Origin of the sequence: Aphanothece sacrum FPU1 (assembly GCF_003864295.1) — a bacterium.
In the GTDB taxonomy this organism is placed as follows: domain Bacteria; phylum Cyanobacteriota; class Cyanobacteriia; order Cyanobacteriales; family Microcystaceae; genus Aphanothece_B; species Aphanothece_B sacrum.
This window is the reverse complement of the sequence record NZ_BDQK01000017.1, coordinates 327,048-350,580: the sequence shown is the minus strand read 5'-3', so window position 1 is coordinate 350,580 and position 23,533 is coordinate 327,048. Positions and strand designations below refer to the sequence as shown.

The following is a 23,533-nucleotide window of genomic DNA, read 5'->3' as shown; positions in this document are numbered from 1 at the left end:
AGATGTTAAGTAATAGTGAACAGACCATGAATAACCTGTACGGAGGAAAAGACCCTAGAGAGATTCCCAGTTATTCTATTAGGGATGCTGCCCGTTATCTGAGGATTTCGAGCAGTACGATTCGCTCATGGACAATTGGAAGAAAGTACCCAATAAGCAATGGTTTAAACTTCTTTCATCCCCTCATTGATATCCCTCAACAAAAACCATATCTTCTCTCTTTTATTAATCTGATTGAAGTTCATATTTTACGTGCAATTCGTAAAGATCATCAAATTCAACTCAACAAAGTCCGAGAAGCCCTAGATTATATTAATGAAGAGTTTAAAATTCCTTATCCTCTAGCACGGGAACAGTTTCGGACGGATGGGGTTGATCTGTTTATTGAAAAATATGGGGCTTTAATTAATGCTTCTCAAAAGGGACAACGAGAATTAAAAAATGCCTTTAATACTCATCTAGAACGGATTGAACCTGATGATAGTGGATTAGCCATCAAACTCTATCCTTTTACTCGCTCTCACGAAGAAAATAATCCCCGCATTGTTGTCATTGATCCTCGTATCGCTTTTGGTCGGTTAGTCATTGCTAATACTGGGGTGGCTACTAGTATCTTAAAAGAACGGTATTGGGCGGGAGATTCTATGGAAGAACTGGCTTATGATTATGATTGCGATCATAAAGATATTGAAGAAGCTATCCGTTGCGAATTAGGAAATGCTGCATGAGTCAGGGGCAATCTATAACTTTTTTTATTGATCGCTGTCTTGGCAAGAAATGCATTGTTGAAACTCTACGAAATGCCGGAATTACGGTTGCTATCCATGATGAACATTTTGCCCCAAATGCCCAAGATGTCGATTGGTTGCCAGAAGTAGGTCAAAGAGGATGGGTGCTATTAACAAAAGATGCCAATATTAGTAAAAATCAAGTAGAAAGAATAGCCGTTGCTCAAGCTAAGATTAAAATGTTTGTCTTAGCTTCTCAACAATTGTCAGGACAAGATATGGCAAATATTTTTCTTAAGGAAATTGTGAAAATGCAAGAATTTGTCCGTAAAAATAATGCTCCTTTCATTGCCAAAATATATAGAGATAAAGGAATCGAAATGTGGAAAAATGAGCAAGCACTTTTAGATGAATTAGAGAAATTTTTAAGATAATACATATCATAAAAATTTATGGCAATTATAATTTTTACATAAACTAAGCCCGATTTAAAGTATAAAACAATAATTCATAAAACACTAATTCATGATCTAAATAATTAATATATTTGCCTTGCCAAGCTATAATTTTTTTAGTGTAGGTATCAGGAGTTTTAGAAATCACCACAGGAGTATCTCTTAATTGATCAGGAGAAAAACGATACACTCCTAAGACTTCATCTACAGGAAAAACCCAACGATTAGCTTGAATTTCTAACACTATCATTCTTTTATAAGTAACAGGACTAATATTATTTTTATTTTTAATATTTAACTCATTTGATCGTTGATTATGACTATTAAAATCACCTAAAGGTAAGCCTAAAAGATCTCTTAAAGAGATACACATTAGAATTTCACCTCTAATATTAACAATTCCCAAAAAAACGTGATTACTGCGATGAGGTAAAGTATGAATAGGACAAGTATAAGTAATTTCTTTGATGACAGAAACAGGTAAGGCTACCCATTCTTGGGCAACTCGAAAAACACTCAAAGCCATTGATTCACTGGCTAAAGATACTCTTTTTTTTAGGGTAGAAGAAGTACCCTGTTGTTGCAATTCTTGAGTTAGTAATTCTGTCCATTCTTCTAAATAACCATCAGGGGCTTCTCGTTGTAATAAAGTTCGTCCGGCTGCCCCATAAACGGAACAATTACGACAGTGTATAACAGTTTTTAATTGGGGACAAGAACTATCCCCTCCAACCCCTATTTTATTCCAACAATGGTCAATTGAAACGTTCATATAATATAGTTAGGAATTAGTAGAAATGCTCAGAGGCTCAAATATTAATAATTCGTCGGATAGCCCGCGCAGGCGGGCTTTGTTCCTATAGCCCAACACTTTAGGGTTAGGGCTTATTTAATATACCCATAATCAATAAACCAATTAATAGCATCTTGTAAAGCTTTTTTAATGGGAGAAGGTGACAAACCTAATTCATTAATTGCTTTGGAAGCATCGTAATACATTGGTTGTTTAGACATTCGCACTCCATCAATAGGAATTAAGGGTTTTTTCCCTAAAGGGGCTAATAAATATTCTTCCATCCAAGCGATACTTAAAGGAAGCCATAAGGGGAGAGTTTGTTGGGGAGAGTTAAGCCCTGTTAAGTTAGATAATTCATCTAATAGGGCTTTAAATGTTAGGTTGTGATTACCTAAAATATAACGTTCTCCAGTCTTCCCTTTTTCTAATGCTAACAGATGACCCCGCGCTACGTCTCGTACATCAATTAAATTTAAACCAGTATTGACATAAGCGGGCATTTGACGACGTAAAAATCGTAAAATAATCTCTCCTGTAGGGGTTGGTTTAATATCCCAAGGGCCAACGGGAGTGCTAGGATTAACAATAACAATATCTTGACCTTTTTTAACAGCTTTGTAAGCTTCTTGTTCGGCCCAATATTTAGATTTTTTGTAATGTCCAACTAATTTTTCTACAGGACTTTGATGGGTTTCGTTAACAATTTCACCAGGGTTTCCGACCCCAATAGCAGCAACTGAACTGGTGTATACTATTCGTTCAATTCCTGCTTGTTTAGCTGCGGTTAAAATAGAACGAGTTCCTAAGACATTACTTTGATAAAGTTGGTCTTTATCTGATTGATATAGGGAATAATGAGCCGCTACATGAAATAATACTTGACAGCCTTTCATTTTGTTCGATAAATTGGGATCATTAAGATCACTTTTAACGATTTCCATATCCAGATTTTTTAGATTATCTAGACAACTTTGGGGACGAACTAAGGCACATACTTGATAGCCTTCTTCTAATAAAAATCTAACTAAGTTTGCGCCAATAAATCCGGTTCCTCCCGTCACAAATGCTTTGATGGTCATAAATTATTACACTTAATTAACTAGCTTGAGTATAAAATCTGTAGGTCGATGCACTCTCTACTTTTAATATATCTGATAATAAGCTATAATTAACCTAGGGATTGTCCTTTCCTCACTAGATTTAATAATTAATCCCTAATTATTTTTACTTATGCCCGCCAAAGATATTTATCATGATACAGTAAAAAATGCACTAATTAAGGATGGATGGACAATTACCAATGACCCATTAAGCCTTAAAATAGGAAACAAAGACATCTTTATTGACATAGCAGCCGAAAAACTATTAGTCGCTGACAAAAAAGGACAAAAAATTGCTGTAGAAGTTAAAAGTTTTATTGGTACATCAGAAGTAGAAGATCTAAAAAACGCATTAGGACAATATGTTCTTTATGAGAAAATTCTTCAACGTCAATTTTCAGAACGTATTCTTTATTTAGCAATTAGATCAATAATATTTAGCAGCTTATTTAGTCAAGAGATAGGACAAATATTATTAGAGGATAACACTCTAAAACTAATTATTTTTGAGCCTGAACAGGAGATAATTACCCAATGGATAAACTAGAAAAATATCGGAAAATTATTCGTCAAGTTCTAACCCCTTATCTTAATATTTATTACGCTAATGTTAAAGTTCGTAACCGGGCAGCTTTTGACCAAGAAACAGACCAATATTTAATTATTTCTGAAGGATGGAATAATCAAGAACATCTTCATAGTTGTTTAATTCATTTGGAAATTATTAACAATAAAATTTGGATTCAATGTGATAATACTGAAGATGGAATTGCTAATGAATTAGTAGCGGCAGGTATCCCTAAAAGTGATATTGTTTTAGCCTTTCATACTCCAGATATTCGCAAATTTACCGAGTTTGCTATTAGTTAATATTTAAGGAGGTTATGAAGCTTGGAATGGCACTTCTATGGCGACTCCAATCGTGTCTGGAGTGGCTGCTTTATTATTAGAGAGGTATCCTGATATTACTATAAGCGATCTTCGGGAGGAATTGTTCACTCGATGTCAAGATTTAGGTCAACCAAAAGAACGTCAAGGGTTAGGATTAATTCAAATAGGAAATTTGTCTTAAATTTGATCTTGTATGGTGGGTTAGATGGCAAAAAAATTAGGCATTTTACTACACTTTATTATCCGTCGTAACCCACAATTAATTAGTTTTATTATCTAATTTAAGGTGGGCAATGCCCACCCTACCATTTAGGATATTTATATTATGCACCTTACACCTGAACAAGAAGCAAAAATTGATCCTCTTTTACTAACAATATTACCTGATGCTGAAGGGGATGAAATATTACAAGTGGTGATGGTTTTAGGAGAAGATGAAGCAAATACATCAACTACTAAAACGTTACAACCGTCTCAGTTTTCGTCTCGGATAGAATACCGTCAGGCATTAATTGAACAACGAAAACAGCAACTAGAAACGGGAACAGTAGGTCAAACAGTTGAAGCATTAAACAATTTATCTTTAACCATTAATGGGGGAAAAACGAGTCGTTTTTTAGTGGTAGAAGGTACGGCAAAAGAAATTATCAAATCCTTGTCATTACCAGGAGTAAAATCAGCTACATTAGACCAAATTATTAGAATTGAACCCATACCTATTGATCCCCCAAAAGTTGAATATCTGACTAATTTAATTTTAGATATTTTTCCAATAAATAAAGATAAAGTTTCACAAGCTGCTAAACAATATATCAGTAACTACTATAAAAATTATGGTCGTCTTCAAGTTTTGGGAATGCGTAAACCCATAAAGTTAGAGGAAATTTATACAACTGTTAAAGTATTACCTAAAAAATTGATTCAGCAATTTACTGATTTAGAAGGAATACAAGAATCTTTTAGAACTAGACAACAGTATAATTTAGATGAGGCAGAAAATAATAAACAAAGCGGAATTATAATCGCTAATACTTATAAATATTTAACAGTTTTAGGCGCACCAGGATCAGGAAAATCAACTCTATTACGAAAAGTTGGACTAGAAGCAATTAAAGGTACATTAAGTTATAACTGTATTCCTGTTTTTATAGAACTTAAACAGTTTACTAATACTCAAGACATTGATTTACTTAAAATTATTAGTCAACCTTTCAAAGATTGTGATTTTCCTAATGTAGACAATTTTATTAAAATAGGTTTGCAAGCAGGAAAATTTATCATCTTATTGGACGGTTTAGATGAGGTTCCCAACAATACTGTCAAAAAAGTTGTAACCCAAGTTAGAGAGTTTATCAAGGATTATAAAAATAATCGTTTTATTATTTCTTGTCGTACTGCTGCTTATAACCAACAATTCAATAATTTTAATGATGTCATTATTGCTGATTTTGATGACACGCAAATTAAACAGTTTATTAATAATTGGTTTTGTTCTGATGTGGATAAAAGGGCAGAAACTGCTAAAAAATGTTTAGCAGCATTAGAAAAAAAATCAGGGGCCAAAGATTTAGCGAAAACTCCCTTATTATTAACGTTTATTTGTTTAGTTTATGATCAATCTCAAACTTTACCGAAAAACCGTAGTGAGTTATATAATGAAGCGTTAAAAATTCTCCTAGAAAAATGGGCAGCAGAAAAAAGATTAGAACGGGATGCTATTTATAAAGATTTCAATACTAAATTAGAAATAATGTTACTCTCAGAAATTGCTTATGAGGGTTTTATTGTTGATAAACTATTTTTTAAGACACAAGAATTAGTTGATCAAATCAAAACTTTTTTAGCTAGAAATTTGAACGCCCCCCAAGACTTAGATGGAGAAGCGGTATTAAATGCTATTGCTATTCAACAGGGAATTTTAGTGGAAAGATTAGATAATATTTATTCTTTTTCTCATTTAACTTTACAAGAATATTTAACTGCTAAATATATTGTCGATAATCACTTAATTGAACAAACGGTTAATAAATATGTCACAGAAACCAGATGGAAAGAAGTCTTTATTTTAATTGCCGGGTTAATGGAAGGAAGTACAGGGGCTGATCAATTACTTTTATATATGGAAAATAAAGCTTTATCTTATATTAAATCTCTCTCTGATAATCATCGTTTTATTAAGTTATTAGAATGGGCAGAAACTAAAACTAAAAATTCCCCTGCTGACTTAACTCCTGTGGCTAAACGAGTAGTTGCTAACGCCAACGCCAACACCTACGCTAACGCCAACGCCAACACCTACGCCAACACCAACGCTAACGCCTACGCCTACGCCTACGCCAACACCTACGTCTACACCTACGCCAATGCCAACGCTAACGCCTACGCCTACGCCTACGCCCTAAAAGTCTTTATCCAATTTATTGATAAAATAGAAGCGGCCCCCCCTCTTTTTTCTGGGGTAAATTTACAAAAATTGAGGGATCAATTACAACTATTAAATACATTAATACCAAACGAAAAAGAAGCAAGAGAGGTTCATAGAACATTTGCAAAGAAACTTCTAGAAACTTGGTTAAATGCTTTTGATCTCACTTTAGATATGATTAGTTTATCCTTGAAAGAAGTAAAAGAACTTGACCAACAATATTTTTATATTTATCACCTCATATTACAGTGTAAAGATGGGGCTATATTAGTAACAGATGAAACATGGAAAGCCATAGAAGAAAGAATGTATAGGGTTCCTTCTTCGTAGGGGCTTAATACTATTAAGCCCCGAAATTTTGGGTTATAGTTAGGGGTTTAGTGTCAATATTATTGATTCATTTTGTTTTACAGAACTTACTATGCTAAACTAATAATTAATAACAGATCTTATGTCTGATCCTATAAAACTAAGTCCGCCTTCGCAGACTAAATTCTAGGTTGCGTAGGCAACCTTTGTTTGTATAGCTTAACTCTGAGCGAGTTAAAGTTTATTATTTGTGATAATTTAGCAGAATAAGTCCGGTAGAAACATATTATTGATCTCAATATACTACACATGGCGACCTACTTCTCCCGACCCAGGAGATGATTTAGTTATTGACTGTGGAATGAATGGAAATGCCATTATCATTACTTCAAATATTCGTGATTTTAAAAGGGCAAAAAAAGCGTTAGGATTACAAGTGATGACACCCACAGAACTCGGTATTAAATTAGTCAATAATAAGGAGGAATAAATGAGTCGTTTAACTGTAAAATTACCGGAAACACTTCATCAACAATTAGTTAATTTAGCCCAAAAAGAAGGAATATCTTTAAATCAATATATTGTCTATGCTTTAACCCGTCAAGTCTCTATTGCTTATACTGTTACCAGTCTATCAGAAAACGACATTACACAACAAAAGCAATCATTTTTTCATCTAATTCAAGAATTAGGAGAAATAGACGATAAAAGTATTGATGTCATATTATCTCAACGAGAAAAAGTTACCTCAGATGACGAATTAAGTCAAGAAATTTTTGATCAATTAAGTCATAAAATTTCTCAAAAAAAATCAACGAAGTAGATGATCCTAAATAAGAGCAAATATACAACATTTATTTAATTATAATTTATATTGTTCTTGAATGTCCATTAATTTTTGACTTGCTTCTTCAGCATTATTAGCAATTTTAGCAAATTCCATAAACCGTTTTAATTCTTTTCTTAATAAGTTTCTTTCCACTTCCCAAGTTGCCCGATCTAAATCTGGAGGCATAACTATCATATCATAAATGGTAGCTTGTTTCTTATTAGGATAGGGACGTAAAACTCGTCCTCGTCTTTGAATAAATTGATGCGGGTTTCCTGTACTTGCTAAAATTACCGCTTGTTGAATTTCAGGTATGTCTACTCCTTCATCTAAACAACGAATTGATACTAACCCTTGTAAGTCTCCTCTCTCAAATTGTTGTCGGATTTTTTCTCGTTCTTCTAAAGGAGTTTCTGCTGTATAAGTATTAACTCTATATCCTAATTCTACTCCTAAAATACGGGTAACAGCTTCAATTTGTCGTTGATAATTATGGGTTCCATTGTCTATATAACCATCTCCACAATAAAAGAGTGTATGATGGGTATCTAAACGAGTTTTCATTAACTCTTGTAAGGCTATTAATTTATTTTCTGCTGTACCTATTAACCGCGATCGCTGCATTAATAAAGAGGTGAGATTTTCATTATTGATCAACCTTTCATTCTTAGCTAATGCCCAACCAATTCGCTGTGTTAATTTAGCATAAATAAAAGCTTCTGATTCTGTTAATTCAACAAAAATAGGATAGTATAAATAAGAGACTAATGCTTGTTTTTTGATGGCATCTTTTAAGGTGAATTCTGGTTGAATTATTTTTCCAAAATAACTCAATAATGACTCGGTTCCTTCTTCATCAAAATATCTTTCAGGAGTGGCAGATAAAGCTAATCTTAAACCAATATTTCGAGGTAAACTTTCTTCAAGACGAGGGGAACCTAAATGATGTGCTTCATCACCAATAATTAAACTTTTGTCAGGGAAAAATTTAACTTGAGATTGAAATCCTTCGCTAATTAAAGTAGAGTTTGTAGTAATAATAGTCAAAAAAGATTGATGACTTGAATGAATATTATATAATTGATTAGACAATTCATTTTGCCAGTGATGAACGCTATCAAATGCTAAAATAGGATTGAGGTTAAACTTTTGACATTCTCTGTCCCATTGGGTGACTAAATGACGATAAGGACAAACAACTAATAAAACTTTTAGTCCTATTTTTTGATATAATTCTATAGCAATGGCTAAAGCAGTAATAGTTTTACCGCTTCCAGTAGCCATTTTTAATGTTCCTCTACCCTTATTTTTAAACCAATTAATAACCGCTTGCTGTTGATAATCTCGTAATTGAATAGAAGGGGGTAAACTAGGATTTTTTTGAGAGGAAACCTGATAAATTCCTTTTTTTTCTGCTACTTGAGAACGACGCGATCGCTTTTCATATTCTTGTATTAATCTATCCCAATCAATGCTTAAATTAATAATGTTATCTTCATCCATCTTACTTAATTATATCATAATAACCGAATATTTAAGCCCGCGAAGGCGGGCTTCGTTTTCTTAGCTACACCTTTCAAGGTGTTAACTTTCAAGGTGTCAGATTTCAATGTGTCAGCTTTCAAGGTGTCAAATTAAGTTGCACTCTTGACAATATTCAATAACAAACTATTAACTATACTGAGGAAAACTGAACCAAAAATGGCACTCCAAAACCCATAACGTAACCTAAAACCTTGAACTAAAGCTGCCGCTAAACCAAAGACAATGGCATTTACAACAAACAAAAATAAACCCAAAGTTAAGATAGTTAAAGGAATCGTTAAAACAACTAAAATCGGTTTAATAACCGCATTCAAAATGCCAAAAACAATGGCTGCGACTAACGCTTTACCAAAATTATCAATCTCTACCCCAATAGGTAATTGAGCAATAATTAATAAACTGATTGCAGTTACTAACCAAGCGATTAAAAGATCCATAATAACCTATTCTCTCCTAAAGAATGTTAAGTACCAAAGCAAAATTAATTGCACAGTCAAGGCGCGGGTTTTGATATAGTCGTAATGGTTGAGTAACAAGGGTAATAGGGGCGGGTTTATCCAGTTTTTTGGTGAGAATCATTGATTTATGTAAAAAACCCGCCCCTACTACAAATTTTGTATAATTAATTTTGTTTACCTACTTATCCTATCTACTCTAACAGATCTTTATGGGTAAAAGATTTACTATTTTCACCAGAATAAGTGTCTACTATATGGCCATTTCCTGTCATTTGATATTTATATGTTACCAAACCTTCCAATCCAACAGGGCCTCTAGGGGGCATTTTTTGGGTACTGATTCCTACTTCGGCCCCAAACCCATAACGAAACCCATCAGCAAACCGAGTTGAACAGTTATGAAATACCCCCGCCGCATCAACTTTATTTAAGAAAATTTCAGCCACATTATTATCTTCTGTCACAATAGCATCCGTATGTTTTGAACCATAAGTATTAATGTGATTAATCGCTTCTTCTAAAGATTCTACAATCTTAATAGACAAAATTAGATCACTATATTCCGTCTTCCAATCTTCATCAGTTGCGACTGTAATATTAAGATAATTTTTAGTTAATTTATCCCCTTTTAATTCTACTTTATGGGTAATTAATGCTTGTGCTATTTGTGGTAAAATTTTTCCTGCAATATCTCCATGAACCAATAAAGTTTCAATAGCATTACAAGCAGCAGGATATTGAGTTTTAGAATCTATAGTAATAGAGATAGCCTTCTCTATATCTGCTTCTTTATCTATATATAAATGACAAATACCATCCGCATGACCTAAGACAGGAATAATAGTATTTGCTTGAATATAACGCACAAATTCATTAGAGCCTCTAGGAATAATTAGATCGACATATTTATCTAACTCTAATAAAGCTTGAATTTCTTCACGAGTAGTCAAAAGTTGTACCGCATCAGGATTAACTTGAGTATTAATTAAAGCCTCTCGAATAACTTTAACTAAAATTTGACAAGACTTAATAGCTTCTTTCCCTCCTTTCAAAATTACTCCATTACCAGATTTTATAGCTAAACTGGTAATTTGAATTAAAGCTTCAGGACGAGCTTCAAAAATGATACCTAATACCCCTAAAGGACAGGTAACTCGTTTTAATATTAATCCTTGATCTAATTCTCTTTTAATTTGTATACTACCGACAGGATCAGATAATTTAATGACATCTCTAACCCCCTTTATAGTGGCTTTTAATTTCGTTTCTCCTAGCTTTAAACGGTTATATAAAGGTTGAGAAATTCCGGCGAATTCTGCTGCTTGACAGTCAGCTTCATTAGCTTGTATAATTTCATGGGAAGCCATTTCTAAAGCTTCAGCCATCGCTTCTATTGCCTGATTACGAGCTTCTGTTGAAAGAATGGCTAATTGACGGGAGGATTCACGAGTTTTTTGAGCAATTTCAATCAGAGATAAAGATTGAGAAGTAGTGGCGACCATCATAGTTTAAAATATTTATTGTTAGGATAATTATCTTAACAAAATTAATAAAAAAAGGAGCAAAATCGCATAGATTCTTAACAATTAATTGATGTTTAAATCAAGTTGTGAGGGATATTATCTTAGAGACTAAAAAGATAACTTGGAGGAATTGCATTAATATTAATGTTATAACTGATTGCTAAGTCAGTAACTCCTTCTAGAACCTAAATGCTAGAATACTCAGGGTAATGATCTAACGGCAAATTCCATTTATTTATATTTCAAGGGAATTTTTCACCGAATTAGTCACCAATTCACAGGAGGTCATTAGAAGGAAGCACACTTAATAAGAGTGGCCTGCCATCTATAACGCTATGGAAGAATCTTTTGAACTAACTTTACAAATTGTGATGACTGTTCTTGCAGGCATCAGCGCACAAGTGGCAGCAGAATTTTTGAAAGTACCGAGTATTGTTTTTTTACTGTTGTTTGGCATTCTTTTGGGGCCAGAAGTGCTAAACCTGCTCCATCCCCATCAACTAGGAGTAGGATTAGAAGTATTAGTAGCCTTATCAGTTGCCATTATCTTGTTTGAGGGCGGATTAAATTTAGAATTACGAGATTTGGGACGGGTATCAGGGACACTGCGAAATCTTGTTACCGTTGGCACTCTGATCACCTTAATTGGGGGAGGAATGGCAGCCCACTGGTTAGCTGAATTTCCTTGGTCTATTGCCTTTCTCTATGCAGCCTTAGTGGTTGTGACGGGGCCAACAGTCATTAGTCCCCTACTCAAACAAGTTCAGGTTGATCGCCAAGTGGCCACCTTGCTTGAAGGTGAAGGGGTTCTCATTGACCCGGTAGGAGCAATTTTGGCGGTAGTGGTATTAGATACAATTCTTAATAGTAATGCTAGTGCGATAGAAATTTTTAGCGGTTTAGGGATACGATTTGTCATTGGCCTGATTATTGGGGGGCTTGGTGGGGGTTTATTAGGGTTTATTCTCAAAAATACGAACTTTTTATCAGACGATCTCAAAAATCTGATTGTTTTAGCCGGAGTTTGGGGACTGTTTGGGTTGTCCCAACTGTGTCGTAGTGAATCTGGACTAATGGCTACGGTGGTTGCAGGTGTTGTCTTGAAGGCTTCCGCTATTCCTGAAGAAAGGCTCATTAGACGCTTTAAAGGACAACTAACCGTATTATCTGTGTCAGTTTTGTTTGTCCTATTAGCAGCAGATCTCTCAATTGATAGTATCTTTGCTTTAGGATGGGGCAGTGTTTTAACAGTTCTGACCCTGATGTTGGTGGTACGGCCTATTAGTGTGGCTGTGTGTACAATTAACAGTGGACTGAGTTGGCGACAAAAACTATTTTTAGCTTGGATTTCTCCACGAGGCATTGTCTCAGCCTCAGTGGCTTCTCTATTTGCTATTTTATTGACCCAAAGGGGCATTAATGGGGGAGAGTCCATCAAAGCGATGGTTTTTCTCACCATTATGATGACAGTTTTTGTTCAAGGGTTATCGGCCCGTTGGGTAGCTCAAACTTTAAAAATTAATTCCTTAGAAGCAACCGGAGCCGTTATTATTGGCTGTAATTCCTTGGGACGTTTAATAGGAAGATTGTTTCAACAACAAGGGGAATCAGTTGTATTGATTGATACTGATCCCGAATCCTGTTATCAAGCTCAACTTGAAGGGTTGTCAGTGTTTCAAAGTAGTGGACTTGACCCTGATGTCTTAGAAGAAGCGGGTATTCAGTCTATGGGAACGTTTATGGCCTTAACCAGTAATGGAGAGGTTAATCTCGTTTTGGCTCAGCGAGCAGTAGAAGAATTTCATCCTCCTCGTGTATTTGCTGTTTTTCCCAGTAATTCCCCGCAAAATAATCATAAAACCAAAGTAAATGCGGCTTTTGTCGATCAACAGTTGATTAAAACATGGAATGAATATCTCCATGAAGGACAAATTAAATTAGGGAAAACTTCCTTTAAAGAACCCGGATTTTCTTTACAACAGGCTCATTTTCAGGCTCTAATTCGAGCAGGCGAACTCTTACCCTTATTAGTTAAACGACAAGGTAGTCTACAAGTGGTTAAAGCAACGGAAGACTGGCAACTTGCGGATGAAGTGATGTATCTTTTACATGATCCCCGTCCAAAACTGCTCAAACGTCTTTCTGGAGGCATTCAATCTTCCCGTGAGTTAGTCTTAGAACCCTTATCAGAAGTGGAAGAAATCCCCCTGGTTTCCCGAATGAAAGAACCAGTGGCCTCAGATTCTTGGACGGCCACTATGAAGTCTTAATAAAAGGATTTTGATGTTTTTGTTAATATTAAGGTGAAAACTTTTGAATAGTGAGGAGCCTCCTTATTATGGACGTTAAATTACTTCTGGTCATCTTAACCGGAATCTTTATTGTTTCTTGTCTATTTTTTGGGACTAAGAATGGATTTTATGACTCTGATAATTATGATGGCAATGGGTCAGCACACTAAGCAAATGGATCTCCCGTACCTGTGGTGATAAGTAAAGCTTATAATTTGTAGGGTGGGTTAGACGCGGCTATGATTTTGATGAAAAACTCATAAGTTTAAAGGCGCGTCGTAACCCACCATCTTAAGTATTGTAGCTGCGACATACATTTTATACCAAGATGTCGGGAGAGCCGGTTTTTTGCATAAATCAATGATTCTCACAAAAAAGTTAAATAAACCCGCCCTATATTTGGTTGTGGAAAATGGTATTAACCGCGATTTTTATGTTTAATTAATCCCGCAATCCCAAAAATGAGTAAACCGATAGTAGTAGTTGGTTCCGGTACAGATTGAACACCAAAAGCTAGAAATTGGGTAAACTGAGTGGAACTAAAATTATTATCACTGACTAAAATAAGCGATCGCTGTCCATTTGGCAAAGTTGAACCAAAAGTCATTCCTTCAACATTATCAATAGGAATTCCCAAATTTGTCAGGTCTAATAATAAAGTTTTTTGTGCAGGAATAATGCCTCCTGTTCCACTAGCAATCAGAGAATTATTATTGATAATATTGGAAGATCCAGCTAGAGAAACTTGAAAAATTTTCACTGTATTTCCCATATTTCCAGGAGTTCCAATTGCGCCACTAGAAAAAGAACGTTCTAAGGCTAGAAAATTTTGTCCTGTATTATCTAAAGCTAATAAATCTACTAAACCATTAGTATTAAAAGCATTAGAAGGATTAGGGGGTAAAGCAACAGGATCAGTATAGTAGAGAAATTCGGCAATTTCCTGATTACTATTGAGATCGTATTGAATAATACGAGAAGGAGTCCCGCTAGATAAACTAGCTACTGGCCCATCCTGAACTATGGCATTTTCAGTAGCAGTAAATAAAAATTGACTGTTAGGTGTTGCGGTTAAACTTTCAAAGGCTAAATTATTACGAATTCCAGCGATTTGTGTCGTACCAGAAAAAACAGGATTGAATTTAGAATTAACAGGTAAAGCGAAATTTTGCTGTCCTGTAGCTAAAGAAAAACGATTGACAAAAGGATTAATAATATTAGTAGGTTGAGCATTCCCTTCCGAGGAAATAAACAGTTGATTACCATTAACTAAAGTGATTGCTTCAGGGTCAAGACTTAACGCAGGAAAAGTAGTTCCTCCTAGTTGTAGAAGGGTGGTAACACCCGTAAAAGTAACACCGCTATTGACTCCATTAGCATTAAACTGAGTAGTATCAATATTTGCCGTATAAAAACGCGCCGGGTTAACTTGACTGCGATCATCAGAAATAGTATAAAAACTATTATTAGCAGAATCGTAAGTAATACCAGATAAACCCCCGACCGTTGTTCCCTGATATTGAGTGACCGTGGGAATGATAGACTGACCAATAAAGTTTAATTGCAAAGAAGATGCTTGAACAGGTTGGGTATTTACTAAGCTGATGGTTAAGCTACTTAATAATCCAGAAGCGAGGAATAGATTGGCAGAAAAACTCTTTTTTTGCTGTTGCATGATAATTATCTCCACTAATTTGATTACGATAAGTTAAGTAAGTAGGTGATCATAATTAAAGTCACAATAGAAAAGTTCATATTTATGACTTTAATCATTATTATACAAAGCTTTCAAGCCCTAAAGTGCTTACTACAAACATTCGTTTATTTATTTAGACCAGCCTTTTCTTCTTCTAAAAAAATTGCTGATACCTAGAGCAATAATTCCGAAAATATTCGTAGGTTCAGGAACAGATACTACAAATTTATTACGCACAGTAACTGCCGTATCAGGAGAATCACTAAATACGCCATCAACCCCTAATTTAAAGAACTGTTGATATTCCGAGTTGGGGTCGCCATTATAGTCTGCCGCTAAATAGCGAGGTTCATTACGAAAAGTATAAGGATGGACTAATAAACCAGCCGTATGAGCATCATTTACTAATGAAGTAGGAGGAACTTTTGTCTTATCCGCATCATTGACTACACCATCGCCATTGACATCATCTGCTTGTCCATTTCCATCAAGATCAACCCCTTTTACAGAAACAATCATCCGTTTCCAGGGGCCAATACCATCAGCATAAGAGGCGATTTCAGCTAACCCCGCAGGAGTCCGCAAATCTCCATAGGTGCGAGAGTCGCCACTAACAACAAAATCGTAGGGTTGGTTTTCAATTAAAGTACCATCTAGCGCAACACTATCTGCATCTAAAAGTTGAACTAACGGCACATTAATCAGAGTATTAAGTTGCTGTAAGTTAGCAACTTCAAAAGACTGAATAAATACTCGACTAGGATCAGTAAATCCATTATTGACTAAGGTTTCAACTAGGGGTTCTTCTAAAGATAAACCAACAGAATCATGATAAGTAGGATGTTTTGTTTCTGGGTAAATACCAATTTTTTTCCCAGTATTAATTTCTTCTTGTTTAACTAAATTAATGATTTCCTCAAGAGTAGGAATCTCAAACAAACCGTTAAAGGATTGATCCCGAAAAGGAAGACGTTCTTTTGCCCGTAGAGTCTTAATTTCAGCCAAGGTAAAGTCATCTGCAAACCAACCAGTTTCTGCCACACCATCAATGATTTTTGTGGTAAACCGAGAAGCAAATGCGGGGATATCAGCAACATTAGTTGTATCTTTAATATTAACTTCATGACGAGCAATTAAAAAGCCATCTTTGGTAGAAACTAGATCGGGTTCAATAAAATCTGCCCCCTGTTCAATCGCTAATTGATAGCTTGCTAATGTATGTTCAGGACGATAACCACTTGCGCCTCGGTGTCCAATAACAATTGGTGTTTGACCATTTAAAGTATTAAGAGATGAAGCCAATAATTGATCTGTTGGCATGAGACTTAAAAGAGCAGAACCTAATACGATAAATCCAGAATAACGCAACATAATTAATACTCCTCAATCAATAATTTAAATCTGTTTAATGCCTGATGAAATCTGATATTTGTAGGGTGGGTTAGCGAGAGCGTAACCCACCGCCATACCATATAATCTAAAAGTTTGTTGTCAGAAGATTTCAGGTTTTAGTAATGTTCCAAGCCTTCCTATACTTTTGTGCAATCACGCCATCAGAACCTATGATCTATATTTTTTAGTGCTTGCGTTTCATTCCTAAAGCAAATAAGCCAAACACAGCTAACCCCGTTACGGTTCCAGGTTCAGGAACCGTTTGTAGTGCTTGAATCTGAGTCCGAGCAATATGGGATTGATCTACTAAACCTGCAATTCCCGGAACAGCTTGACCATATGCGTCATAACCCTGACCGACGGAATTAAGCAACACTTCTGACCCATTTCCTTGAAAATAAACAGGAACAGGACGATTACTGTGAGTACCCCAGTTATACTTAACCAAAGAGTTAGCATTAGCGGGATTAGATCCAGTAGAACCCCAGAAATGACCCGCACTAGCGGGAGTATTATTTGAATAAGTTAAGTCATGGGCCCCGACGGTTCGTAACAATTCGGGAAAATTATCATTGAGGGTGAAATAATGGTCATGATCGGCTGTTACCAACAATAAGTTCTCCTCCCAACCCCCATTATTAGCAATCCAGTTTGTTACATATGCGACTGAATCGTTAAAATCAGACACAGCACCGATGAGGTTATCGAGATTGTTATCATGTGCGGCCCAATCAATATCGCCACCTTCAATCATTAACCAGAAACCATCAGGATCTTTCTCTAGAACCGTTAAAGCAGCTTGGGTGAGGTCTTTAAGACGGGGATTCTCATCTAACTGTCTGGCAATAAACTGAGCATCGGTTTCTCCAGGACGTAGAGGACGTACTGTATCAGGATTAGGAATTCCTGGGGTAATATTGCGAGGATTTCCTGCTTGAGCCGAACTATACAAAGAAAACAGATCTAAACCAGTATTCTGGTAAGTCCCATCAGCCGAATTAATGGGTAAGTTACCATTTTGTCCTTGCGCCCCATATAATCCTAAAAGGCGATCGCCATTATTGGGATCGAGTGCTGCTGCTGCTGTTAATAAAGTGTTGGTTGCACCAGCCCCATTTTGTAAAAATTGGTAATCGTAGCGGTTATTTACTGGATTAGCAACTAAATAGTCGTAGTTTTCTTTAGTAATATAGGTATAGTCTGACTGAGGACGGGGGACTCCTTCTACATCTGGCTGAAGGGGCACAGGGTTACTCAGAGGATTACCACCTCCCAAAATTACTGTAGGTTGATAGAGTCTGAGTTGCTGTTGTAGAATATTATCCAATGCAGGGAAGTTGGCATCGTACTTACTACGACGGTTGACGTTAGCGGAGGCAGCCCCTGGAGTGGCATGATCGATAGGAACAGAAGTGACTAAACCAGTAGATTTTCCGGCTTCTGCCGCCATCTTCAAGGTTGAATCTAAAGGTTTTTCGTAAATATCAACACCGATAGCATTGTTATAACTCTTGACTCCTGTGTAAAGAGTAGTCGCCGTATTTGCTGAATCAGGATAGCTAAGTTTGATATACTCTTTATCAAATCCTGAAGGAATTGACCCGCCGTAATAAGCTGCATCCCAAGGAGTAGTACCCCCACGTACGGGATCATAACCAACGAGATTACCTACCGCGTAAGGATTGGGGTTAGAAGCTCCTCCAGTAGGAGTTGTACCGGGGTTGTAGGTGGGATTGAAGACAAAGCCAGGTAAGAAGGGACTTGCTCCCGTTAAGTCAATAGTACCATCAAGAGCCGATCTACCGGTGCTAAAAGTTCCATTAGGGGGGGCAATAGTTGTTCCGTAAGTGGTTGATAGGACATAGTTAGAAAGCTCTTGGAAAGCTAATCCTGACCCTTTACCTGATGTGTAGAAATCACTTAAGCTATTACCTGTATTTCCTGCATTAATTTGCTTTTGAATCGCTGCAGCACGGGCCATTTCCCAACCCATACCATCTCCAATCATGACGATGACGTTTTTGGTATTGGTTACACTGGCTGCTCGAACAGGGAGAGAGACTATTATTACTGTACTAAGCGCGATCAAAGTCGCGGAAAATTTAGTCAATGAATAAAAATTTAGAAATGCCATTAGATCTGAAGTCCTCTGCACACTTGATATAAACTCAGTCTTTAAGAGAAGCTTAGAATACTCACTTTAAGCCCTGTCTATGTTGACTTTAAGTCCTATTTATCAATTCAAGAAGACAAGATTAAGGAATTTGTATTAACCTGAGATCGATGGCCATTCAAGACTGAGGGAATTTTCCCTCTCGTACTTCCCAAGAAAACTCTCCCACTGCCTCAGTAATAATGTGACGTAAATTGACATAAGATTTGGCAAAAGGGGGCTGTTTCTCGGATAATCCTAATAAATCCGCCGTTACTAATACTTGTCCATCACAATTTGGCCCCGCCCCAATCCCAATGGTAGGAATCGCCAATTTTGCTGTAATTTGAGCCGCTAAGAAGCTAGGAATATGTTCTAAAACAATAGCAAACGCCCCCGCATTCTCTAAGGCGATCGCTTCTGTTATAATACGCTCAGCATCCATAGGAGTTTGTCCTTGTTGACGATACCCCAAAAGATGGACAGATTGCGGGGTTAACCCAATATGTCCCATCACAGGAATCCCAATGGCACTCAATCGACTTACCGTTTCGATGGCTTGTGGATGTCCCCCTTCCAACTTAACCGCCTGTACACCTGTTTCTTTTAACACTCGTCCTGCGGTATTAATAGCTTGACTAATGCTTTCTTGATAGCTTAAAAAGGGTAAATCACACACAATTAAAGCACGTTTTACTCCTCGACGAACAGCCGCCGCATGGTGTAACATAGCATCAAGAGTTAGGGGCAAAGTTGTCTCATAACCTAAAGCTACCATGCCTAAAGAATCCCCCACCAAAATAATATCAACCCCCGCAGTATCTAGAAGTTGCGCGATCGCATAATCCCAAGCGGTTAAAGTAATAATAGAACGGCCTTGTTGTTTCCAGGAAATTAGATGTTGAATGGTGAGTGCCATGGGATTAAAATTATCTTAAAATAATGGTTCTACCGGACAAGTTATGCTAAATTATCACAAATAATAGACTTTAACTCGCTCAGAGTTAAGCTATACAAACAAGGATTGCCTGCGCAACCTATAATCTAGTCCGCGCTCGTCGGACTTCGTTTCTATAGGATAAGGCTTTAGCCTTTTATTCATTATTAATGCCGTTGACCCCTACTATGAAAAGTTAAGGTCTATTATTCATGATAATTTATCATAACATATACTGAAGAATCGGAATTAGTTACGAGTCGCTTCTAAAATCCGAGAGTAATAAAAACGGGTGCTATTCATGGCTTTTCTTTGAATTTTAAAGCCGTTATTTTCTAATATTTGAACAATCTCTTTTTCTCGATGTTGATAAGCACGAGTAGTTTTACTTGGGCCAGGAAACAATTCACCAATTTTCTTAAGAAGGGTCAAACATAAAGTTTTAGGAGCAAAACTAATAATGAGTCTAGATTTAGCTAAAGATGACAAATGATTAATCATTTTCCCTGCATCTTCCGTCGGATAATGGATTAATACATCCAGACAAATAACAGTGTCATATTCTCCGGTTAACCCTTCTAAATCTTGCACCATAAAGGTGACATTGTTTGATTCTCCTAATGTTTCTTTAGCCCTTTTAGTAGCCTCTTGCACCATTTTTTCGGAAATATCACTAGCGGAGATTTTAGCCCCTGCTTCAGCCAAAGGAATACTTAAACTTCCTACACCACATCCTGCATCACAAACCGATAAACTGGCGAGATTTTCTTCCCCTTTTAACCAGTCTAACACGGTATCAATTGTTTTTTGATGTCCGATGCGAATATCTTCTTGGACTTTGTTAACTTCTCCATCCCCATAAATTCTACGCCAACGATCAAATCCAGTGGCGTTGAAATAGTCTTTAACAATGGTTTTGTCATCAATTGTGTTCATAAGCGGGTCTTACTCTAAAATAGTTGGGGACAACTTTATACTTTAGCAGATTTTGGGGAACTTCTTCTCTATTGTCTGATTCAAGCTATGGGGTAAAATATGATTGTAATTTATCTAAGAGATTGTGTTGGGTTTCGTTCCTCAAACCAACCTACAAGTTGATTCAATTTATCTGACAAACTAAGGGAAAAAACTCTATGAATGATTGTCTTAAAAAAGTAGAAATTTATACTGATGGAGCTTGTTCTGGTAATCCAGGTTCGGGGGGATATGGAGTTATTTTATTATATAATGAACATCGAAAAGAACTTTCTGGTGGCTTTTGTTTAACGACTAATAACCGCATGGAAATGATGGCAGCTATTGTGGGATTAGAATCTCTGACAATGAAGTGTTCTGTTACTCTTTATACGGATTCTCGTTATGTGGTTGATTCTATTACTCAAGGTTGGGCGAAAAAGTGGCAAGCGAATGGCTGGAAACGTAATGAAAAAGAAGTAGCTAAAAATTCTGATCTTTGGCAAAGATTATTAGATTTATGTCAACAACATGAGGTAGAATTTGTTTGGATAAAAGGTCATAATGGTCATAAAGAAAATGAATATTGTGATCAATTAGCTGTCCGTGCTTCTCAACAAAAAGCATTACCTTCTGATGAAGTTTATGAAAATAAAGTGTAATTTATATGGAAATTATGGCTCTCCCGTATGTGTGGTGATAAGTAAAGCTTATGATTCGTAGGGTGGATTAGACGCGGCAACGATTTTGAGGTAAAACTAATAAGATTTAGGGCGCGTCGTAACCCACCATTTTCAATATTGTAGCCTATTATACAGTTTCTCCCAAGATGTCGGGAGAGCCGATGAATTCTTAAAGAAGTCTTACCTATTTCTTATTATGGAACATTTTTTGCTTAAATAGGGTAGAAATTACCGCCCATTAACTCGAATAACTTATGGAAACTCAATGGCAAATTGTGAAAAATTATGAAGACATTCTCTATCATAAATGGCAAGGACTTGCTAAAATAACTATCAATCGTCCCCATAAACGAAACGCTTTTCGTCCTAAGACAGTTTTTGAATTGTATGAGGCTTTCTCTGATGCACGAGAAGACCGACAAATTGGGGTAATTTTATTAACTGGGACTGGGCCTCATACTGATGGGAAATATGCTTTTTGTGCAGGAGGAGATCAAAGTGTCAGGGGTCAAGCAGGGTATTTAGATGATGAAGGGGTTCCTCGTTTAAATGTGCTTGATCTACAACGTTTAATCCGTTCTATGCCTAAAGTTGTTATTGCTTTGGTCGCGGGTTATGCTATTGGTGGAGGTCATGTTTTACATTTAGTTTGTGACCTGACTATTGCGGCTGATAATGGCATTTTTGGACAAACAGGCCCTAAAGTTGGTAGTTTTGATGGAGGGTTTGGGGCTAGTTATTTAGCCCGTATTGTTGGACAGAAAAAAGCCAGAGAAATTTGGTATTTATGTCGTCAATATACAGCCCAAGAAGCGTTAGAAATGGGGTTAATTAATTGTGTAGTTCCACTTGACAAATTAGAGGAAGAAGGGGTTAAATGGGGTCAGGAAATTTTAGGAAAAAGTCCTATTGCTATTCGTTGTTTAAAAGCGGCGTTTAATGCTGATTGTGATGGACAAGCTGGGTTACAAGAATTAGCCGGAAATGCGACTTTACTTTATTATATGACCGAAGAAGGAGCAGAAGGTAAACAAGCATTTTTAGAAAAACGTCCTCCTAATTTTCATCAGTATCCTTGGCTACCTTAAATCTGTTAACTGTTAACAATTAACTGTCATGAATCGTAGGGGTCAACGGCCGTTCATCGGTGTCAACTTAAGGCGAAACTTGACGGGGTGCAAGCTTTCTCACTATCCCACCCACACCCTGACAAGGGTGGGGTTAACTGTACAAAGCCAGCATCGGCTGGCTAATTTTACAGAAAGTCCGCGCTCGTCGGACTTCGTTGGTATAGCCACAGGCTTTAGCCTGTCGGCGTTTTGGACTAAGTTGACACCAATGAGGGCCGTTGACCCCCACATTTTCTTGCCCTTCAAAATTGTATCGATATGTGACCAAACAATTTAAAAATAAATATTATGAATTAATTTGTGTTATAATGTATTTTTAATAGAGGTTGCAATTATGCCCAACAACACAGAAACAAGGGCATTAGAACGTCCTGTAAGTGATGGCAGTGAGCTAATTCCGGCTGAAGTCCAAGGGAGTTTGGATGACGACGGTAATATATCCCTTAATAAGCCATTGGGAGATGGCTATACAGTAGACGATGAAGGACTGTTCAATAACTACGCTATTGAACCGGACCTGCAACCGGCAACTTATCCTGCACCCTATCAACAACGACGTTATCTCTTACAAGGCGCGATCGCGATGGTGTTCGTTGCTTTCATTGTGTGGGTTGCCTTTGCCGTAAGCTAGGAGTAGAAACGCCCTAAAGATCCTTAAAAATAGCATAACCATTCAACCTTCAAATATTGATTAGACTTCTTGCAAAAGTATTTTTTCCTTCAGGTAAGTAACTTTAAAGCAAAATATATTAGTAAAAAACTAACCAAATTGCCTGTTGATGGCTTGAAGCAGGAAGTCTCATGTTTTTAGATTTGGCATCGAGTCTTATTTAATAACATTAAACGTTTACAACTATAGTCATCAGAGGAGGCTGTTATGTCCCCAACTTTTAGCCAGGGTATTCTTTTTACTATCATCTGTGAGGCCTATTTACAGGATCGTCTGATAAATCTACTACAAATAGTCGGTGTCTCTGGCTATACGATTATTCCGGCCCAGGGTTCGGGTAGTCATGGTAGCCGCATGGGAGATGTTGCTGGTTATAACACAAACATTGAAGTCAAAACCATTGTGACACCAGAGAAGTCTGATCAGTTACTTGATGAACTGAATCATTTTGAGACCAATCATGCGTTGATAGCTTTCCGAAACACAGTAGAAGGGTTGTTTGCATAAGTCACAATTTTTACTCAACCCTTAGACCTAGACCAAATTAACCAAATTTAGAGAATTATTAT

General features: G+C 36.6%; 23 protein-coding genes and 1 pseudogene. 14 read left to right on the top strand and 10 right to left on the bottom strand.

Annotated features, from left to right (window positions below; genetic code table 11):
• Positions 1-26: 26 nt before the first annotated feature.
• Both AsFPU1_RS21685 and AsFPU1_RS21680 read left to right on the top strand, forming a co-directional pair.
• A complete protein-coding gene (locus AsFPU1_RS21685; RefSeq protein ID WP_124976158.1) occupies positions 27-728 on the top strand; it encodes a DUF433 domain-containing protein in 702 nt (233 codons plus the stop codon).
• The gene (locus tag AsFPU1_RS21680) at positions 725-1,162 is read left to right on the top strand and encodes a PIN-like domain-containing protein (RefSeq protein ID WP_124976160.1); all 438 of its coding nucleotides are present in this window, start codon (positions 725-727) and stop codon (positions 1,160-1,162) included. Before AsFPU1_RS21685 ends, AsFPU1_RS21680 begins: the two co-directional genes overlap by 4 nt.
• A 43-nt stretch (positions 1,163-1,205) precedes the next feature.
• On the opposite strand, the gene AsFPU1_RS21675 is transcribed toward AsFPU1_RS21680, so the two are convergent.
• Complete coding sequence (locus tag AsFPU1_RS21675; RefSeq protein WP_124976162.1) at positions 1,206-1,955, bottom strand: chemotaxis protein CheW; 750 nt, start codon at positions 1,953-1,955, stop codon at positions 1,206-1,208.
• A 113-nt stretch (positions 1,956-2,068) separates the two neighbouring features.
• The gene (gene hpnA / locus AsFPU1_RS21670; RefSeq protein ID WP_124976164.1) at positions 2,069-3,058 is read right to left on the bottom strand and encodes a hopanoid-associated sugar epimerase; all 990 of its coding nucleotides are present in this window, start codon (positions 3,056-3,058) and stop codon (positions 2,069-2,071) included.
• A 151-nt stretch (positions 3,059-3,209) separates the two neighbouring features.
• On the opposite strand from hpnA, the gene AsFPU1_RS21665 reads away from it, so the two are divergent.
• From AsFPU1_RS21665 to AsFPU1_RS21640, 6 genes and pseudogenes are all read left to right on the top strand, one after another.
• On the top strand, positions 3,210-3,626 hold the full coding sequence (locus AsFPU1_RS21665) for a XisH family protein (RefSeq protein ID WP_124976166.1): 417 nt from the start codon (positions 3,210-3,212) through the stop codon (positions 3,624-3,626).
• Positions 3,614-3,949 carry a XisI protein gene (locus AsFPU1_RS21660; protein WP_124976169.1) on the top strand — a complete coding sequence of 112 codons (336 nt, stop codon included), beginning with the start codon at positions 3,614-3,616 and terminating at the stop codon, positions 3,947-3,949. Before AsFPU1_RS21665 ends, AsFPU1_RS21660 begins: the two co-directional genes overlap by 13 nt.
• 22 nt (positions 3,950-3,971) lie before the next feature.
• Positions 3,972-4,151, top strand: a pseudogene (locus AsFPU1_RS21655) (S8 family serine peptidase); the annotation flags it as partial.
• 144 nt (positions 4,152-4,295) lie between these two features.
• Positions 4,296-6,725 (top strand): NACHT domain-containing protein, encoded by a 2,430-nt coding sequence (locus tag AsFPU1_RS21650; RefSeq protein ID WP_124976173.1) that lies wholly within the window; start codon positions 4,296-4,298, stop codon positions 6,723-6,725.
• A 268-nt stretch (positions 6,726-6,993) separates the two neighbouring features.
• Entirely contained in the window at positions 6,994-7,194 is a 201-nt protein-coding gene (locus tag AsFPU1_RS21645; RefSeq protein WP_227873570.1) for a PIN domain-containing protein, read from the top strand.
• Positions 7,195-7,527 carry a toxin-antitoxin system HicB family antitoxin gene (locus AsFPU1_RS21640; protein WP_124976176.1) on the top strand — a complete coding sequence of 111 codons (333 nt, stop codon included), beginning with the start codon at positions 7,195-7,197 and terminating at the stop codon, positions 7,525-7,527.
• A gap of 39 nt (positions 7,528-7,566) precedes the next feature.
• Here AsFPU1_RS21640 and AsFPU1_RS21635 read toward each other — a convergent pair whose 3' ends face one another.
• From AsFPU1_RS21635 to AsFPU1_RS21625, 3 genes are all read right to left on the bottom strand, one after another.
• On the bottom strand, positions 7,567-9,036 hold the full coding sequence (locus AsFPU1_RS21635) for a DNA phosphorothioation system restriction enzyme (RefSeq protein ID WP_124976178.1): 1,470 nt from the start codon (positions 9,034-9,036) through the stop codon (positions 7,567-7,569).
• A 131-nt stretch (positions 9,037-9,167) separates the two neighbouring features.
• Complete coding sequence (locus AsFPU1_RS21630) at positions 9,168-9,515, bottom strand: phage holin family protein (RefSeq protein ID WP_124976180.1); 348 nt, start codon at positions 9,513-9,515, stop codon at positions 9,168-9,170.
• Between the two features lie 212 nt (positions 9,516-9,727).
• Complete coding sequence (locus tag AsFPU1_RS21625; RefSeq protein ID WP_124976208.1) at positions 9,728-11,038, bottom strand: glutamate-5-semialdehyde dehydrogenase; 1,311 nt, start codon at positions 11,036-11,038, stop codon at positions 9,728-9,730.
• A gap of 356 nt (positions 11,039-11,394) precedes the next feature.
• Between AsFPU1_RS21625 and AsFPU1_RS21620 the strand changes: the two genes are divergently transcribed.
• Together AsFPU1_RS21620 and AsFPU1_RS23360 are read left to right on the top strand one after the other, a co-directional pair.
• Positions 11,395-13,329 carry a cation:proton antiporter gene (locus tag AsFPU1_RS21620; protein WP_124976182.1) on the top strand — a complete coding sequence of 645 codons (1,935 nt, stop codon included), beginning with the start codon at positions 11,395-11,397 and terminating at the stop codon, positions 13,327-13,329.
• 68 nt (positions 13,330-13,397) lie between these two features.
• Positions 13,398-13,520 carry a DUF8629 family protein gene (locus AsFPU1_RS23360; RefSeq protein WP_265415814.1) on the top strand — a complete coding sequence of 41 codons (123 nt, stop codon included), beginning with the start codon at positions 13,398-13,400 and terminating at the stop codon, positions 13,518-13,520.
• Positions 13,521-13,768: 248 nt separating this feature from the next.
• Here the strand turns inward: AsFPU1_RS23360 and AsFPU1_RS21615 are convergent, their stop codons facing one another.
• The 5 genes from AsFPU1_RS21615 to bchM form a co-directional block, all read right to left on the bottom strand.
• Positions 13,769-15,025, bottom strand: coding sequence for an esterase-like activity of phytase family protein (locus tag AsFPU1_RS21615; RefSeq protein WP_124976184.1), 1,257 nt, complete (start codon positions 15,023-15,025; stop codon positions 13,769-13,771).
• A 150-nt stretch (positions 15,026-15,175) separates the two neighbouring features.
• On the bottom strand, positions 15,176-16,417 hold the full coding sequence (locus AsFPU1_RS21610) for a glycerophosphodiester phosphodiesterase (protein ID WP_124976186.1): 1,242 nt from the start codon (positions 16,415-16,417) through the stop codon (positions 15,176-15,178).
• Between the two features lie 205 nt (positions 16,418-16,622).
• Positions 16,623-18,548 carry an alkaline phosphatase gene (locus AsFPU1_RS21605; RefSeq protein WP_227873571.1) on the bottom strand — a complete coding sequence of 642 codons (1,926 nt, stop codon included), beginning with the start codon at positions 18,546-18,548 and terminating at the stop codon, positions 16,623-16,625.
• 181 nt (positions 18,549-18,729) lie between these two features.
• Positions 18,730-19,509, bottom strand: a complete 780-nt coding sequence (gene panB, locus AsFPU1_RS21600) for a 3-methyl-2-oxobutanoate hydroxymethyltransferase (RefSeq protein WP_124976190.1) — start codon at positions 19,507-19,509, stop codon at positions 18,730-18,732.
• A 267-nt stretch (positions 19,510-19,776) separates the two neighbouring features.
• Positions 19,777-20,463: a magnesium protoporphyrin IX methyltransferase gene (gene bchM, locus AsFPU1_RS21595; RefSeq protein ID WP_124976192.1), complete on the bottom strand. Its 687-nt coding sequence runs from the start codon at positions 20,461-20,463 to the stop codon at positions 19,777-19,779.
• 197 nt (positions 20,464-20,660) lie between these two features.
• Here bchM and rnhA point away from each other — a divergent pair, with 197 nt between their 5' ends.
• The 4 genes from rnhA (at position 20,661) to AsFPU1_RS21575 (ending at position 23,471) form a co-directional block, all read left to right on the top strand.
• Positions 20,661-21,143, top strand: coding sequence for a ribonuclease HI (gene rnhA / locus AsFPU1_RS21590; RefSeq protein WP_125061185.1), 483 nt, complete (start codon positions 20,661-20,663; stop codon positions 21,141-21,143).
• Between the two features lie 275 nt (positions 21,144-21,418).
• Complete coding sequence (gene menB / locus AsFPU1_RS21585) at positions 21,419-22,252, top strand: 1,4-dihydroxy-2-naphthoyl-CoA synthase (RefSeq protein WP_124976194.1); 834 nt, start codon at positions 21,419-21,421, stop codon at positions 22,250-22,252.
• Positions 22,253-22,628: 376 nt separating this feature from the next.
• Complete coding sequence (gene psb34 / locus AsFPU1_RS21580) at positions 22,629-22,925, top strand: photosystem II assembly protein Psb34 (RefSeq protein WP_124976196.1); 297 nt, start codon at positions 22,629-22,631, stop codon at positions 22,923-22,925.
• A gap of 246 nt (positions 22,926-23,171) precedes the next feature.
• Positions 23,172-23,471 carry a DUF3240 family protein gene (locus tag AsFPU1_RS21575; RefSeq protein WP_124976198.1) on the top strand — a complete coding sequence of 100 codons (300 nt, stop codon included), beginning with the start codon at positions 23,172-23,174 and terminating at the stop codon, positions 23,469-23,471.
• The last annotated feature ends 62 nt before the right edge of the window (positions 23,472-23,533 follow it).

What these genes read in the sequence shown, in the direction of transcription:
- AsFPU1_RS21665 (WP_124976166.1), top strand. Translation starts at nt 3,210, where the DNA reads ATGCCCGCCAAAGATATTTATCATGATACAGTAAAAAATGCACTAATT.
- AsFPU1_RS21575 (WP_124976198.1), top strand. Translation starts at nt 23,172, where the DNA reads ATGTCCCCAACTTTTAGCCAGGGTATTCTTTTTACTATCATCTGTGAG.
- AsFPU1_RS21660 (WP_124976169.1), top strand. Translation starts at nt 3,614, where the DNA reads ATGGATAAACTAGAAAAATATCGGAAAATTATTCGTCAAGTTCTAACC.
- AsFPU1_RS21610 (WP_124976186.1), bottom strand. Translation starts at nt 16,417, where the DNA reads ATGTTGCGTTATTCTGGATTTATCGTATTAGGTTCTGCTCTTTTAAGT.
- AsFPU1_RS21615 (WP_124976184.1), bottom strand. Translation starts at nt 15,025, where the DNA reads ATGCAACAGCAAAAAAAGAGTTTTTCTGCCAATCTATTCCTCGCTTCT.
- AsFPU1_RS21680 (WP_124976160.1), top strand. Translation starts at nt 725, where the DNA reads ATGAGTCAGGGGCAATCTATAACTTTTTTTATTGATCGCTGTCTTGGC.
- rnhA (WP_125061185.1), top strand. Translation starts at nt 20,661, where the DNA reads ATGAATGATTGTCTTAAAAAAGTAGAAATTTATACTGATGGAGCTTGT.
- AsFPU1_RS21620 (WP_124976182.1), top strand. Translation starts at nt 11,395, where the DNA reads ATGGAAGAATCTTTTGAACTAACTTTACAAATTGTGATGACTGTTCTT.
- hpnA (WP_124976164.1), bottom strand. Translation starts at nt 3,058, where the DNA reads ATGACCATCAAAGCATTTGTGACGGGAGGAACCGGATTTATTGGCGCA.
- psb34 (WP_124976196.1), top strand. Translation starts at nt 22,629, where the DNA reads ATGCCCAACAACACAGAAACAAGGGCATTAGAACGTCCTGTAAGTGAT.
- AsFPU1_RS21625 (WP_124976208.1), bottom strand. Translation starts at nt 11,038, where the DNA reads ATGGTCGCCACTACTTCTCAATCTTTATCTCTGATTGAAATTGCTCAA.
- AsFPU1_RS21635 (WP_124976178.1), bottom strand. Translation starts at nt 9,036, where the DNA reads ATGGATGAAGATAACATTATTAATTTAAGCATTGATTGGGATAGATTA.
- bchM (WP_124976192.1), bottom strand. Translation starts at nt 20,463, where the DNA reads ATGAACACAATTGATGACAAAACCATTGTTAAAGACTATTTCAACGCC.
- AsFPU1_RS21675 (WP_124976162.1), bottom strand. Translation starts at nt 1,955, where the DNA reads ATGAACGTTTCAATTGACCATTGTTGGAATAAAATAGGGGTTGGAGGG.
- AsFPU1_RS21650 (WP_124976173.1), top strand. Translation starts at nt 4,296, where the DNA reads ATGCACCTTACACCTGAACAAGAAGCAAAAATTGATCCTCTTTTACTA.
- menB (WP_124976194.1), top strand. Translation starts at nt 21,419, where the DNA reads ATGGAAACTCAATGGCAAATTGTGAAAAATTATGAAGACATTCTCTAT.
- panB (WP_124976190.1), bottom strand. Translation starts at nt 19,509, where the DNA reads ATGGCACTCACCATTCAACATCTAATTTCCTGGAAACAACAAGGCCGT.
- AsFPU1_RS21685 (WP_124976158.1), top strand. Translation starts at nt 27, where the DNA reads ATGAATAACCTGTACGGAGGAAAAGACCCTAGAGAGATTCCCAGTTAT.
- AsFPU1_RS21630 (WP_124976180.1), bottom strand. Translation starts at nt 9,515, where the DNA reads ATGGATCTTTTAATCGCTTGGTTAGTAACTGCAATCAGTTTATTAATT.
- AsFPU1_RS23360 (WP_265415814.1), top strand. Translation starts at nt 13,398, where the DNA reads ATGGACGTTAAATTACTTCTGGTCATCTTAACCGGAATCTTTATTGTT.
- AsFPU1_RS21640 (WP_124976176.1), top strand. Translation starts at nt 7,195, where the DNA reads ATGAGTCGTTTAACTGTAAAATTACCGGAAACACTTCATCAACAATTA.